Here is a 13,906-nt window from a genome sequence, read left to right as displayed (position 1 = left end):
AGGCGTGTCCACGATCCTCACTGCCGCGGTCCGCTACGGATACGCGCCTCTGCTGCTGATCGGCGTCAACGGCGCCGGCATCGCCCTGGCCGCCGCCGACGCCCCGAAACTGTGGCTGCTGGCCCTGCTCGGCGCGGCGATAGCTCTGTCCTACACGGCCGAAGCGGTCCTGCCCTACCGGCCCGAGTGGAACGCCAGCACCGGCGACGCCGGTCGCGACGCCACCCACAGCGCCGTCAACGAGACCCTCATCCTCGCCAGCGTCGCCGCCATCCCCACCCTCGCCGCCCTCACCCCCGGGCACGGCGTCTGGCCGCACCACTGGCCGTTCCTCGCCGAGGTCCTCCTCGCGGTCCTTGTGGCAGACGCCGGCATCACCCTGGTCCACTACGCCAGCCACAAGATCGGCGCGCTGTGGCGATTCCACGCCGTGCACCACTCGGTCACCCGCATGTACGGGCTCAACGGCCTGATGAAACACCCCCTCCACCAAACCGTGGAGATGACCGCCGGTGTCCTGCCCCTCCTGCTGCTCGGCCTACCCGTCACCGTTGCCGCCGCGCTCGCCCTCACCGTCGCCGTCCAACTGCTGCTGCAGCACTCCAACGCCGACTACCGCGTCGGCCCCCTCGGCCGCGTCCTCGCCCTCAACGAGGGCCACCGGTTCCACCACCTCAAATGGGCCGGCATCGGCGACGTCAACTTCGGCCTCTACACCTTGGTCTGGGACCGGCTGCTGGGCACCTACACCTACGACCCGACCCGGGGCTTCACCAGCGACGACCTCGGCATGGCCGCCAAACCCCACTACCCGACCCGATACCTGGCCCAACTCACCGAACCCTTCCGGTCCTCCGGCAACTGCAGCACCACCGCCCCCACCACGGCCCCGGTAGAGGTAGAAGCAGAACGCGCCAGGTAGGACCTCGCAGCACGACGCGGCGAGGGCTCCGTGCCGAACCTCGCCGCGGCTACGCGCCGGCCGACGGTCCCCGCGGTGTCCGGCCGAGGGCGAGCCGGCTGCTCATGTCGAGCTTGACCTCGCCATACGGGGCGAGGTGGGTCCAGAACAGCGGGGTCAGCCCGCGCCGGTCCTCCGGCGTGAGCGCCTGGTCCCAGCCCTCGTCGGCCAAGCCCGTCCTGAAGCATGAGGGTGTTGACGTAGACCAGGGCGCACTGCAGGACCCGCAGCACAGGACAGAGAGTTCCTGCTCGTCGCGGCGGTTGGTGGTGATGTCCCCACCCTTGCCGAAGAAACAGGATCTCGTTGCCCGGTTCCAGGACTCCACGACGTTCAGACCGGAGTTGATCTCCCACTGCAGGTCCCGATCCGGCAAGGTAGCGGGCCACGAACAGAGGCTTCTGCGCGCGGCTGACCTCGATCATGGCCTGGTAGGTGGGGGTGCATCGCGTTGGTCTTGGCGATCCGGCGCAGGATCGCCTCAGTGGAGGCCGATGCGGATCGCGGTGGCGTAGCGGATCATCTGGTCGTACTGCTGCGCGATCAGCTCCGAGCCTCGTCGTGCCGCGCTTCCTCGCGACCCGTCGACAACCCGCTCCTGCTCGTCGTCCAACAGCGTCCAGTGCTCAACCAGCTCATCGGGTTCGACCTGTCGCTTCACGGGCGGTGATATTGGCCGTCCCGGCTCGCGGTCCAACACCTCGCCGTTGCCTGGGATGACAGCGCCTCTACCGGCACCCGGAGGCGCATGGCGAGCATAGTGACCGCTTACTCGGCCGGACAGCGCCTACCGCGCCGGTCGGGCGCCAATCTCTGTTGCGACCTCGGCGAGCAGGTCCCACCAGGGTGAGCGCTTTGCGGGCGCCACCCACCTCGGAGTCCGTGTCTCATTCTCGATTCGTGTTATAAGCAATGAGTGTTTGGCTCGTGACAGCATCACATGCAGGACGCGTCGTTCCTCTGCGATCGCTACCGAGGTCGTGGCCCGAAAGTCGGGGATCTTCCCGTCCTCTAGGCCGACGATGATGACTAGGTCGAATTCCTGGCCTTTTCCGGCATGACCGGTTAGAACGTGCAGACCCGGCGCGACTGGGCGATCTGGTTGTTGCGGGGTGGGCATTCGCGCGACTACCTGTGAGAGAGGCACGCCTGGCGTGACCTGATCCAAGAGGATGTCTACCGCGGAGCGCACCTCGTCATGTGTAGTGACATCACCCAGCGCCGCGTCTGCCGTGCACAGCTCGACCAAACGCTCGCCGTGGGTCGTCGGGCTGCCCGGATCGGCGCAGGCTGCGGCTGCGTGTCGGCGCAGCAATGCCATGACCGACGGAACGTGTGTGGGCACGCTCCAGTCTTGGAAGGTCAGTCCGGCGTGGGTTAGAACGGGTAGGAGGTACGAGAGCCTGCGGTTACCTCGGGTGAGGATGCCGATCGACCGTTCGGGATAGCCGTGCATATAGTCCCGGATGAATCTCAGCAGGTGGCGGGCCTCAGCGTCTTCGTTGGTCGAGACCAGACTCGCGAACGCGCAGTCCTCCGCCCACTTGGTCGAATCGTGGCAAGTCAGCACGGGGGCACCGGTCCCGCTTGCCAACGCGTTCACCGCTCGCAGCACGGCGGGGCTGGATCGGTACGAGACGGTCAACGGCACCAGCTCGGGCTCGCGCTCGCGCAAACGCCGGAAGATTGAAGCCGGCTCGGCGCCTGCGAAGGCATAGATGCCCTGTTCAGGGTCGCCAGCGTAGGTGACTCGGCGTTCGCCGATCGATTCGATCATCTCTAGCTGCAGCAGGCTCAGGTCCTGGACCTCGTCTACCAATGCGCCGGCGAAATGCTGGCGGTACAGCCGTGCGACCCGCTCAAGCTTCAACAGCCGGGCGCCGTACCTGAGCATGTCATCGAAGTCGACCCGGCCTTCGGCCCGCAGCGCCTGCTCGTACGCGACCGCCTCCCGGCAGCCACTGTCGGCCAGGGCGTCCAGCAGAGCTTGATCGTCGATCCCGGCGTTCCGCTTGTGGCGGGTCAGGATGCCGTCGACGTAGTCGCTGTTTTGGTAGGAAATTCCAGCGTCTCTGCGCAGCCGGCGCAGGGCACCTTGCTCGGGCAGAGTCCGAGTCATGTCCAGGCCGAGGCATCGTCCGTGCGCGGCGGTCACTCGGCCGGCGAACCCGTGCAATGTGCTGACCTGGACCAGTTGCTGGGCGCTGGCTGGTAGCTCGCTGCGCAACCGGACCCGAAGGTTGTCCCGTGCCTTGTTCGAGTAGGTCAAGGCGAGCAGTCTGCGCGGTGAGCGCACGGAACCCTGCTGAATCAGCGCGGCGGCGCGGGTCGCCAACGCTTGTGTCTTCCCGCATCCTGCCGGGGCGATCAGCAGCACCTCCCGGTCGATCGGGAGACGCCGTAGCAGGTCAATGGGCTTCTCTATGTTCAGCTGGGTCATCCCAGCATTGCCTTCAGGTGACTGACGAGGAGCGGCATCGACTCGGCGTCGACTCTTGTCATCCCCTGCGACAGCGCGACCGCGGCGGGGACCTTGTACTTGCGGCAGAACTTCGCCAGCCCGTCGGCCGTCACCTCATCCAAGCTGGCAGCAGCAGACATCTGCAGGATGCTGCGCTCCTTCACGTCTGGGCTGGCCCGCAGCAGCTCCAGCACCCGCGGCACTCCCAACGCATCGATGTACATGGCCTCGAGATCGGGCTGACACACCAGGTAGCCCTGCGCCTCGAGGGCGCCCGGGTCGACTCCCAGACCGTCGGCCCACGTAGTGCGCTTGTCCTCGTCGACCATCCCACTGGCGGGCACTCCGAAGCCGGGAGTGCTCAGTAGGCGGTAGGCCGACGGGAAAGAGCTTCCGCCATCCAGCCCAACAATGGCGACGCCAGCGCGGTCCAGCCGTAGCCCCATAAGGTCAGCGACGGTTTCCACCACGATCACGTCGCTTTGGCCCTCCACGAAGAAGATCTTGTGCGCGGTGAGGGCTTCGACCAGCGCAGGGGTCCAGTACTTCGCTGCGGTTGTCGCACTGGCGAAAGTCGAGTTAGCGGCGAGCTGTCGTGGCACGCGGTCCGGGCCGAACGCGACGACGTCGCACGGATGCAGGCGGCAGATCATGGCCGCCGAATGCGACGCCATGATGGTCTGCGACGGCGAGGATTGAAACGCGCGGATGACCGCCCGTTGAGCGGTGACGTGCAGGTGGTTCTCCGGCTCGTCCACGCACACGATTTTCGTGCCGCTCTGGGCCACCGAAAGTACGGCCAGCAAGGACAAGGCCTTCAGTCCATCACTCTGGGCCGCGAGCCCGGCGAGATGGTCACCGTCCACTATCGTGACGGACATCGCCGACAGAGCCGACTCCCCTAGGTCCATGGGGGTCGATATCTGGACGTCATCCGGCTGAACGTGTCGCGGAAGCGCATTGTCCAACGCGGAGGCTAGTGCCTCTCTAAGGCTTTTTACCGTCGTCGCCTGGTCCACTGCCTGCTTCAGGGCCGCTGTCGCAGCCTCGATCTGGGCGGCCTCATCGATGAGGTCCAAGGAGTTCAGCAGCGCACGCAGCATGCCACTCTGCCCGCCGAGTTCCCGAGTGAGGGACCGGCTGGCTGGCAGGAAGAACCAGGAGATCGCCTCCAACTGAGCACGAGAGGGCCCTCGCGAGTGGCCGGCGTCCACGAAGAACCGCCGTACCGTCAGGGACTCGGCCACGTCATTTGTGAAGCCGTCCTCGCCGCTGGCGGCATCCAACATCGCCTCCACGGCGATGGTCACCGTGTCCTCGGCGCCAGTGGCGTCAACCTCATCCGGAAATGCTGCGGCCTCGTCAGTAGTGAGGTCGGTCAGAGTCACAGATAGGCGCAAAGGTTGGGTCATATCGGTGAAGTCCCGGACGGTGATAGCAGACGACAGTTCGCTGCGGGCAGCCCCCAGGCACAAGTGCAACGCCTGCAACACACTCGACTTCCCCGAGTCGTTCGGACCAACCAGCATCAGCCGGTCGCGGACCATCAACTCGGCATCGGGGATCCGCCGATAGTTCGTCCATGCCACCCGAGCTATCCGCACGTCTGCATACCTCCTGCTCGCGCATCCAGGCCCCCCTGCCCCGACGATCGCTGCAGGCGCTGATCCGAACGGAGGATCAACCACTGCTGGCAGGAAGTCACCGCCCCCGGTGACTGTGCTGTCCGATCACGATAGTCGTCGGCCGTCGTCGAAACGGCCGTGCCCTGGTCGAAAGCGACCAACGACGCGGTCACTACTCACGGACCTGGCCACCACCGTCCTGTCACGTCTGCGGAATCGAGCGGGCCCCGCTCGTCGGATCGCTCGTCGATCGAACTCGGATCATCACCGAGGTAGGTAGCGCCTCCTCGATCCGGTAGCGCGGCGCCGTTACATCGATCAGCTCGAACCAGCAGCGGGCCACGAACCCGCAGTTCGGCGGCCGTCTTGTCGCATCGACCCAACCCCACCCAACAAGCATCGGCACCTGCACCGTTGGGTGCCGCAGCCAGTGCACACCCGACCGGCCCGGGCCGTTGGGTGTTGGGCGAACAGCGCGCTTGAGCAGGCCAAACACGCTGGAGGGAAGGCGGTCGCGGGCGGTGCTGTTCGGTGGGTGTGCGCGGATAGGGACCTCACGCCGCAGCGAAGCGCGGCGCCGGTCCCTATTTGCGAGGTCGTCATGTCTGCTCGCTCCTGGCCCTCCTCTCCCCTTGCCGCGGCCGAACGCGCGTTCCTGTTGCTCGTTCAGCCGCCGACCCACGTCGGGTTCGACGGCCGTGGCACGGAGGGCTTACCCGACAAGATCATTCCGTTGGAGCGTCTGCGCGCGCTGATGCTCTCGCCGCGGACCAGCGCGCACGTCCGCGACATGGTGTGGCGCGAGTTGGTGGTGCGGGCCCGCCGCGACGGTCCAGCGTGGGTGGTGGCTGCGGTCGGCGTCGCGATGCCGGGCCTGCGCCGTGCCGCCGGTCTGCTCGCCGCGGGCTGGCGCGGTGACACCCATGATCTGGACGCCGAGCTGCTGACCGGCTTCGTCGCGCATCTCACGACCATCGACCTGGACCCACCGCGTATCTGCGGCAGGTTGATCGACGCCGGTGTTCGCGCCGCCCGCAAGGCCCGCGATGCCGAGTCCGACGCCCGACTGGTGCGCGTGGAGGCAACCGGGCCGATCGCACCGATCTACCCGTGGGACCACCCAGAGCTGGTGCTAGCGCGCGCGGTCGCCGCCGGCGTCCTGGACGTCGACGAAGCCCACCTGATCGCCGAGACCCGTCTGGAGGGCGCCACGCTGGCTCAGGCCGGCGCGCGGATCGGCATCAGCGCCAGCCTGGGCTCGACTTGGCGACGGAAGGCCGAACAGCGACTCGCCGAAGCCATCCGCGACGGCGACCTGGCATTCATTCCGCTGCGTCCGGCCCCAACACGCGTCACCACGAGCCACATCCGCGGCGCGACGAGCCCTCGGCCAGACCGTACGAACCGGCTCCAGGTGCCACCGTCCCGGGCGCGGTCAGTCGTCGCTGGTCCGCAGCCGATCGCGGTTGGGTCGCCGTTGGGTTCGGTCGCCGAACCGGGCGTCGTGTTGGCCGCCCAACCGCCGGCCTTGGTGGGCAAGGCATCGGACCCGAACGGGGACCGGTGTCGCGCCCCGGGGATCGGGGCGCGGCCGGCCTGAGTGGCCGTGTTCGCACTCGATCCGTCTCCGGCTGGAAGGAGCAGCGCTCCCACGGCCCCGTCCAGGTTCCCGGTGGCGCACCTCATCCCGACCAAGTCCCGCATCCGCGGGGCGGGAGGTGTCCACCCATGAACCGCCGCACCATCCTGCGCGTCGCCACACGCACCGGCACGACGCTGGCCGCCGTCTCCCTGGCAATGGCGCTGGGGGCGGCTCCCGCGTTCGCCGAGCCCCAGACCGCCGCCGCACGGCAGATCGCCGCGGATCCGCAGATCCTCGCCGTCTACAGCCTGCCGCAGATCATCACCAACATCACGAACTGGATCATCGGCATCCTCCTCGGCGTCGCCACGCTCTTCCTGACCATCGGGGGCCTGCGGTACCTGGCCGCCGGCGGCGACCCCACCGAGGTCGAGAAGGCCAAGTCCGCATTCAAATCGGCGCTGATCGGCTACGCCCTCGCCGTTCTTGCCCCGGTCCTCCTCGGGATCGTGCGGGGCTGGATCGGGGGCTGACCCGGTGGGCGACTGGGTCACCGGCAACCTCCTCGACGCCGTTCTGGTGGCGTTGGCTGCGGCCGCCACGAGCGCGCTGGACACGCTGTGGGGGTTGCTGTCAGCCACGGTGTTCGTCAGCCCCAACGTGACTGAAATGCCGCAGGTCGTTGCGCTGGCCGACACGTGCCTGGATGTAGTGAATGTCTGCTACGTGCTGGCGTTCCTGTGGACGGCGCTACAGATCATGGGGCGCGACACCCTGCAGTCCCGAGTCGGTCCCGGTGAGCTGGTTCCCCGGCTGATCATCGGCCTGATCGCGGCGAACTTCTCGCAACCGATCTGCTCGACGGCGATCCAGTTGGCCAATGCGCTGACCGCCGCGCTGACCAGCCAGAGCATCACCTCACCGAAGTCGATGCAGCAGCTGCACGACCTGACGATGGCGTCGCTGGGGACCGGGAAACCCGTCAGCGACGCCGGGATCCTGCTCGTGCTGATCGGCCTGCTGATCGCGGTTCTCGTCGGTGTCCTGATCGTGCAGTGGATCATCCGGCTCGGCGTGCTGGTCGTCGCCGTCGGAATCGCGCCGATCGCGCTCGCGCTGCACGGCACACCGCAGACCGAGGGCGCGGCAAAGCTGTGGTGGCGGACCTTGCTCGGTGCGCTGGGCACCGTCGTCCTGCAGGCGGTCGCGCTGCACACCACACTGACGATCTTCCTCGACCCGGCCGCGAACCTGCCCATGCTGGGGCTGCCCGGGGAGCCCGGCGCGGTGATGAACCTGCTCATCGTGGTGTGCCTGCTGTGGGCGGTCATCAAGATTCCCGCGCTGATGCGCCGCTACGTGACCCAACCCAAACCGTCCGGGCTCGCCACGATCGCGCGCGTCGTCCTCGTTCAGCAGCTGACCCGCTCCCTGCGTCGCATTCCCGGGACCGGCCGGCCGTCCGGTGGCGGCGGGACCCGGATCCAGATCAACACCTGGCCGATGCGTTCTGGCCGCAGCGGGTCCGCCCGGTCGCTGCCCCGGCCTGCCGGCGCCGCCCCCGGCCGGGTCGGTGTCGCCTACCCCACCGGCCGCTCGGTCCGCCCGTACACCCGCGAGGAGCTCGCCCGCGGCGTCGACCCCTACACCCGCGCGTTGAAGACCCGCCGCACGACCGGCGGCACGACCCCCAGGAGGCAACCGTGATCACCCTCATCGCAGTCATCACCCACCCGCGCGCCACCGATCCGACCAAGAGCAGCACGCCCCGGCTCGCGGCGCCCGTATCGGAGCCGCCCCTGTCCGCGACGCCCACTTCCGCGGTTGGTGCTTCCGAGGTCGCGACGACTGGGCCGACGGGGCGTCAGCCCGCGGCCGGCATCGTCGCGGTCGCCTGGCCCACCGGCCGGGCGATCTACTCCTACACCCGCGAGCAGATCACGGCCGGCGTCGACGTCTACACCCGCGCGCTGAAGGCCGCGGCGCGCCGTCACGCCGCGTGCGCCGCTGGTCGGGAGGCGCCGTGAGGAACGATCCCGACGAGGCTCCCCGGGCTCGGATTCCTGCCGATGTCGACACGCCGGACAAGATCGTCTACGGGCTCACCGCGCGGCAGCTGGCGATCCTGGCGGTAGCTGCAACCCTCGGCTACGGCCTCATCCGTGGCCTGGGCGGGCTGCTGCCCCAACCGGTCCTCCTCGCCCTACTGATTCCGTTGGCGGGTGTGGCGATCGTGCTGGCGCTCGGCCGTCGCGACGGACTGCCGATGGACGCCTGGCTGCTGGCCGCCATCCAGCACAACCGCGGCCCGAAGCGGCTCGCACCGGCCGCCGCCGGGCGGTCCGCGCCCGTCCCGGAGTGGGCGCCGGAGACCAGTCCGCCGCTGCCGCGCGTGTCGGCGCTGCGGCTGCCCGCGGACGCGATCAGCGACACCGGCGTCATCGACACCGGCGCCCAGGCCGTGGCCCTGGTCGGGTGCACCACGGTCAACATCGGCCTCCGTACCGGCGGCGAGCAGGCCGCGCTGCTCGGCGCCTACGGCCGATGGCTCAACAGCCTCACCTGTCCGGTGCAGATCGTGGTCTCCACCCAACGCGTCGACCTGTCCGGTCACGCCCACCGGATCGCGCAGACCGCGCAGACGATCACCAACCCGGCCCTCGCGGAGGCGGCTGAGGACTACGCCGCGTTCCTCGATGAACTCGCCGTGCGCCGCGATCCGCTGTGGCGCACCGTGACCGTCGCCGTCACCGACACCGCCGGCCGTGACACCGACGTGCTGCGCCGCGCCGAGCACGCCGCCTCGGCGTTAACCGCGTTGGGTGCGCAGACCGCGGTCCTGGAGGGCAGGCGCGCCGTCGCAGTGTTGGCCTGCGCCGCGGACCCCTACACCCCCGCCGACACCGCGTGGCCCCGCGCCCATCCCGGCGAGGCCGTCACCGGAGGAGCACCCCGATGAGCCTCCGCCTGCGACTACGCACCAACCGCGACGCGACGCCAGCGCGTTCGACGGGACCGGCGGGGTCGGTCGGGCAGGCCGGGCTGGCCACCGTGCTCGGCCCGGCCGCCGTCGAGAACGCCCCGCACTACCTCAAGGTCGCCGACGGCTACACAGCGACGCTGATCGTCACCGGCTACCCCGCCGAGGTCGGGCCGGCGTGGCTGGATCCGCTGCTGTCCTGGCCCGGTCGCCTCGACGTCGTCCAGCACATCGAACCCCTCGCACCGCCGGTGGCCGCCGCACGGCTGCGCCGGCAACGAGCCCGGCTGGAATCCACCCGGCGCACCGACGCCGAGACCGGGCGGCTCGCCGATCCGATGGCCGAGGCTGCTGCCGAGGACGCCGCGGACCTGGCCGACCGGGTCGCTCGCGGCGAAGCGAAACTCTTCCAGGTCGGCCTCTACCTCTGCGTCCACGCCCCGTCGCTCGAGGAGCTCGACGAGGCCGTGGCTCACGTGCGCGCCACGGCCGCGTCGGTGCTGCTGGACACCCAACCGGCCACCTGGCGCCAACTGCAGGGCTGGATCACCTCACTGCCGCTAGCCACCGACGGCCTCGGCATGCGGCGGGTCATGGACACCGACGCTCTCGCCGCCGCGTTCCCACTGGCCAGCCCCGACCTGCCAGCGCCGCTACCCGGCGAGCCGGCCGCGGCCGGGGGCGTGCTCTACGGCCTCAACCCCCACTCCAACGGCATCGCCTGGTGGGATGACTGGGATCAGCACAACGCCAACAGCGTCGTCCTCGCGCGCAGCGGCGCCGGCAAAAGCTACCTGGTCAAACTGAAAATCCTCCGGTCGCTCGCCGACGACGTCCACGTCTCGATCATCGACCCGGACAACGAATACATCCGCCTCGTGGAAGCCGTCGACGGCGTCACCCTCGCCCTCGGCTCCGGCGGAGTACGGCTCAACCCCCTCGACATTCCCCCCGCCGACCGGCGGCCGCAGGCCCGCACCTACCGCGGACTGTTCCTCCACACCCTCGTAGCGGTGCTGCTCGGCCACCAGCCGCCACCCTCCGAACGCGCCGCGCTCGACAGCGCCATCAACGCCGCCTACAACACCGCCGGGATCACCAACGACCCGGCCACCTGGCGGCGCCCCGCGCCACTGCTGCGCGACGTCACCGACGCGCTAACCGCCCAACGCACCGACGCCGCGACCACCCTCGCCGCCCGTCTCGCGCCGTGGGTCACCGGATCGTTCCGGGAAATGTTCGACGGCCCCACCACCACCGTCCCGGCCGGGCAGCTGGTGTGCTGGTCCACCCGCCAGCTCCCCGACGAACTCCGCGCCGCCGGCATGCTCCTCGCGCTCGACGCGATCTGGCGCGACGTCGACACCCCCAACACCCGGCCCTCCCACACCCCCCGCCGGCTCGTCGTCGTCGACGAAGCCTGGACACTGCTCCGCGAAGGCGAAGGCGCCCGCTTCCTGTCCAAATTGGCCAAAGCCGCCCGCAAGCGCAAAGCCGGGTTGGCCGTCATCACCCAGGACGTCGGCGACCTACTCGGCTCCGACCTCGGACAGATCGTCATCGCCAACGCCGCCACCCAAATCCTGCTACGCCAAGCACCCCAAGTCATCGACGTCGTCACCGACGTCTTCGCACTCACCACCGGCGAAGCCCGGCAACTCCTGGCCGCTCGCCGCGGCGAAGGCCTCCTGCTCTCCGGCACCCACCGCGTGGCCTTCGACGTCGTCGCGTCCCCACGCGAACACCGGCTCTGCATCGGCGACCTCGAACTCGCCGACGACGACGAATGATGCGCACGGCGGCCGCAGGACACGCCGGCCGTCTCACAACGCGGATGCCCGGGGTCTCCGGCTCGGCGACCAGCCGCACCGGACGCCGACGCGGATCACCGGTCAGAACCGGCCACACCCCGCTCCACGCGCTCCTGCATCTCGGACATCGCGTCCCGGATCTGCGCTTCTAGCTGCGGACGGCGCTGCTGGTAGATCAGCCCGAACACCGCGGTCAGCACCAGTCCTGTCAGCGAGACGATCGCCGACGCCCCGCAGACGATCCAGGCTGCCCACACCACCCAGCCCGGTGGCGGCTCCTCCCCGGCCCGAATGACGGCCCAGATCACCAGGCCGCTGCCGGCACTGAGCAGCAGTCCCGTCGCGCTCCACCGTGCCATCCGTGCGAGTCGCGCACGCAGTGGCGCGGTGAGGTCAAGTCCACCGTCAGCCATGCCACCCAGTCTTCCGTGCGTCACCAACCGACGCCAGGCCGTGACCGCCGGGCCTCGATAGCCCTGCAGCGCCCTGGCCTTCGGTCCCTACGTCCGGCCATCGGGGTCCACCGGCCGGGCCCGGCACCGGCCATTGCTGGCCCACATCACCCGGATCCGATCTGCCCCGTCGCCCCGAGCTCCCAGCTTCCCCGAGCTCCGAAAACCCGGATCCGCGAAGGCCCGCGGACCGCCCGTCGCCGCGGTCCGCGGGCCTTCGCGCCTTACGGAAGGAGTACCCATGTTTGCCCTCGCCCTGCTCTCCTCTGCACCAGCGTCTCCGCCGGCCGATCCGCCGTTACCCGGTCCCTCGCAATGGCTGCTGGATTCGCTGACCGCCGCTGCGGACTGGTGCGCGGCCCGTCCGTGGCTGGCCGCGCTCGCCGCGGCGCTGGCCGCAGCCGCATTCCTCGCCTCCCTGCTGCGACAGCGCAACCTGCATCACCGCATGGCCCGGCACGCACAGCTGCTCACGATCCATCCGCCACCCGAGGTTGATCCCGCCGGTACCTCAGCGTTCTGGGCCGATCTGGCCGAGATCCTGCAGGTGGCGCCGCGTCGTCGGCTGCGGGAGGGCCGGTCGCACGTCGCGCTGGAGTACCGGTGGGCCGGCCGGGAGTTCACGATCGCCTTGTGGGTCCCGGCGACGGTGCCGATCGGACCCGTGCGCGCCGCCGTGGTCGGCGCCTGGCCGGGCGCGACCTGCACGGTCACCGACGCCGACCCGCCGCTGCCGCTGGACGCAGTCGAGGTCGGCGGTGCGCTCGCTCCGGCGCTCCCGGCCTGGTATCCGCTGGCCACCGACCACGACACCGATCCGCTGCGCATGCTGATCGCCGCCGCCTCCGGCCTGCGTCACCCCGAGTCCGCGTGCGTGCAATTGCTCCTGCGGCCGGCCACTCGCCGGCAAGTCCACCGGCTGCGGGCGGGCGTGCAGGCGCTTCGGACCGGACGAGCACCGAACGATCTCGCCGATCCGGCAGCCTGGCTGCGTGGCGCGCTGAACCTGGCAGCCGAGGTTCTCGGGCCGGCGCGCCGCACACTGCCGACCTCTCGGGCGATGCCGGTCGCGAGCAGTGATCCGCAGCGGGACCGCGATAGTCGCGCCGGCGTGGACAAGCTCACCGACGGGCAGTGGGAGGTCGCCATGCGCTACGGCGTCGCCCACACCAATCCGCGGCAGGTCGACCCGGAGAACCTGCGGGCGAGGCTGGTCACCCTCGCGCACGGCATCGCCTCGGCGTTCGGGACCTGGACGGGCCGCAATCGCCTGCGCCGCGTCCGCGTCCGGCGTCCCGGGCCGGTCCTGGCGGGCCGGGTGCTGCGCCGAGGATTCCTGCTCTCGGCCACCGAGCTCGTCACCCTCGCCGCACTTCCGCAGGACCTCGCGGTGCCGGGCCTGGACCGGGCCCGCGCCCGGTCGATGCCCGCACCGATCGCGGTACCGGCCGGAGGCCGGGACACCAAAGTGCTCGGCCGCGCCGAAGTCGGCGGCCACTCCGTGGCGCTACCCGTCGTCGACGCCCGCCAGCACGTGCACATCCTGGGCTCGACCGGGTCGGGCAAAAGCACGCTGCTGCTCAACATGATCCTCGAGGACATCCACGCCCGCCGCGGCGTCGTGGTCATCGACCCGCGAGGCGACCTCATCCTGGATCTACTCGACCGTATCCCGCTGCGCTACGCCAAACGGCTCGTGCTCCTCGACCCCGACCAGCCACCCGGAGTCACCCTCAACCCGCTCTCCGGCGGAGACCCCGATCTGCTGGTCGACAACGTCGTATCGATCTTCAGCAAGATCTTCGCCTCCCACTGGGGCCCACGCATGGACGACATCCTCCGGGTGGCGTGCCTGACCCTGTTCCGGCGACCCAACGCGACCCTGACACACATCCCACGGCTGCTGCAGGACCGCGGCTTCCGCCGCCGCTACACCACGCTGCTCACCGACTCCGAGGGACTGCTCAGCTTCTGGGACTGGTACGAGAACGCACCACTACCGATGCAGTCCCAAGTCATCGCGCCGCTGCTGTC

General features: G+C 69.7%; 13 protein-coding genes. 8 read left to right on the top strand and 5 right to left on the bottom strand.

The annotated features are described in order from the left end of the window. The first annotated feature begins 4 nt into the window (after window positions 1-4). Window positions 5-922 (top strand): sterol desaturase family protein, encoded by a 918-nt coding sequence (locus ABEB28_RS16460; RefSeq protein WP_345728980.1) that lies wholly within the window; start codon window positions 5-7, stop codon window positions 920-922. Between the two features lie 49 nt (window positions 923-971). Here the strand turns inward: ABEB28_RS16460 and ABEB28_RS16455 are convergent, their stop codons facing one another. From ABEB28_RS16455 to ABEB28_RS16440, 4 genes are all read right to left on the bottom strand, one after another. Continuing rightward, window positions 972-1,337: a Tn3 family transposase gene (locus ABEB28_RS16455; protein ID WP_345728979.1), complete on the bottom strand. Its 366-nt coding sequence runs from the start codon at window positions 1,335-1,337 to the stop codon at window positions 972-974. Between the two features lie 105 nt (window positions 1,338-1,442). Beyond that, complete coding sequence (locus ABEB28_RS16450) at window positions 1,443-1,622, bottom strand: hypothetical protein (protein ID WP_345728978.1); 180 nt, start codon at window positions 1,620-1,622, stop codon at window positions 1,443-1,445. A gap of 126 nt (window positions 1,623-1,748) precedes the next feature. Beyond that, a complete protein-coding gene (locus ABEB28_RS16445) occupies window positions 1,749-3,401 on the bottom strand; it encodes a UvrD-helicase domain-containing protein (RefSeq protein WP_345728977.1) in 1,653 nt (550 codons plus the stop codon). After that, the gene (locus ABEB28_RS16440; protein WP_345728976.1) at window positions 3,398-5,011 is read right to left on the bottom strand and encodes an ATP-dependent nuclease; all 1,614 of its coding nucleotides are present in this window, start codon (window positions 5,009-5,011) and stop codon (window positions 3,398-3,400) included. Before ABEB28_RS16440 ends, ABEB28_RS16445 begins: the two co-directional genes overlap by 4 nt. A gap of 637 nt (window positions 5,012-5,648) precedes the next feature. Between ABEB28_RS16440 and ABEB28_RS16435 the strand changes: the two genes are divergently transcribed. The 6 genes from ABEB28_RS16435 (at window position 5,649) to ABEB28_RS16410 (ending at window position 11,399) form a co-directional block, all read left to right on the top strand. Further along, window positions 5,649-6,647, top strand: coding sequence for a hypothetical protein (locus tag ABEB28_RS16435; RefSeq protein ID WP_345728975.1), 999 nt, complete (start codon window positions 5,649-5,651; stop codon window positions 6,645-6,647). 128 nt (window positions 6,648-6,775) lie between these two features. Continuing rightward, complete coding sequence (locus ABEB28_RS16430; RefSeq protein ID WP_345728974.1) at window positions 6,776-7,162, top strand: pilin; 387 nt, start codon at window positions 6,776-6,778, stop codon at window positions 7,160-7,162. Between the two features lie 4 nt (window positions 7,163-7,166). Further along, complete coding sequence (locus ABEB28_RS16425) at window positions 7,167-8,336, top strand: conjugal transfer protein TrbL family protein (RefSeq protein ID WP_345728973.1); 1,170 nt, start codon at window positions 7,167-7,169, stop codon at window positions 8,334-8,336. After that, entirely contained in the window at window positions 8,333-8,656 is a 324-nt protein-coding gene (locus ABEB28_RS16420; RefSeq protein WP_345728972.1) for a hypothetical protein, read from the top strand. Before ABEB28_RS16425 ends, ABEB28_RS16420 begins: the two co-directional genes overlap by 4 nt. Beyond that, entirely contained in the window at window positions 8,653-9,588 is a 936-nt protein-coding gene (locus ABEB28_RS16415; protein ID WP_345728971.1) for a PrgI family protein, read from the top strand. Before ABEB28_RS16420 ends, ABEB28_RS16415 begins: the two co-directional genes overlap by 4 nt. Beyond that, the gene (locus ABEB28_RS16410; RefSeq protein ID WP_345728970.1) at window positions 9,585-11,399 is read left to right on the top strand and encodes a VirB4 family type IV secretion system protein; all 1,815 of its coding nucleotides are present in this window, start codon (window positions 9,585-9,587) and stop codon (window positions 11,397-11,399) included. The genes ABEB28_RS16415 and ABEB28_RS16410 overlap by 4 nt, the downstream gene beginning before the upstream one ends. A gap of 95 nt (window positions 11,400-11,494) precedes the next feature. On the opposite strand, the gene ABEB28_RS16405 is transcribed toward ABEB28_RS16410, so the two are convergent. Beyond that, the gene (locus ABEB28_RS16405; RefSeq protein ID WP_345728969.1) at window positions 11,495-11,833 is read right to left on the bottom strand and encodes a hypothetical protein; all 339 of its coding nucleotides are present in this window, start codon (window positions 11,831-11,833) and stop codon (window positions 11,495-11,497) included. A gap of 280 nt (window positions 11,834-12,113) precedes the next feature. On the opposite strand from ABEB28_RS16405, the gene ABEB28_RS16400 reads away from it, so the two are divergent. Continuing rightward, window positions 12,114-13,906, top strand: a 1,793-nt coding sequence (locus ABEB28_RS16400) for a helicase HerA domain-containing protein (RefSeq protein ID WP_345728968.1), incomplete at its 3' end; no start/stop codon positions are given.

The organism is Cryptosporangium minutisporangium (genome assembly GCF_039536245.1).
GTDB lineage: Bacteria > Actinomycetota > Actinomycetes > Mycobacteriales > Cryptosporangiaceae > Cryptosporangium > Cryptosporangium minutisporangium.
This window is presented reverse-complemented; position numbering and strand designations above follow the sequence as displayed.

What these genes read in the sequence shown, in the direction of transcription:
- ABEB28_RS16445 (WP_345728977.1), bottom strand. Translation starts at nt 3,401, where the DNA reads ATGACCCAGCTGAACATAGAGAAGCCCATTGACCTGCTACGGCGTCTC.
- ABEB28_RS16435 (WP_345728975.1), top strand. Translation starts at nt 5,649, where the DNA reads ATGTCTGCTCGCTCCTGGCCCTCCTCTCCCCTTGCCGCGGCCGAACGC.
- ABEB28_RS16430 (WP_345728974.1), top strand. Translation starts at nt 6,776, where the DNA reads ATGAACCGCCGCACCATCCTGCGCGTCGCCACACGCACCGGCACGACG.
- ABEB28_RS16410 (WP_345728970.1), top strand. Translation starts at nt 9,585, where the DNA reads ATGAGCCTCCGCCTGCGACTACGCACCAACCGCGACGCGACGCCAGCG.
- ABEB28_RS16405 (WP_345728969.1), bottom strand. Translation starts at nt 11,833, where the DNA reads ATGGCTGACGGTGGACTTGACCTCACCGCGCCACTGCGTGCGCGACTC.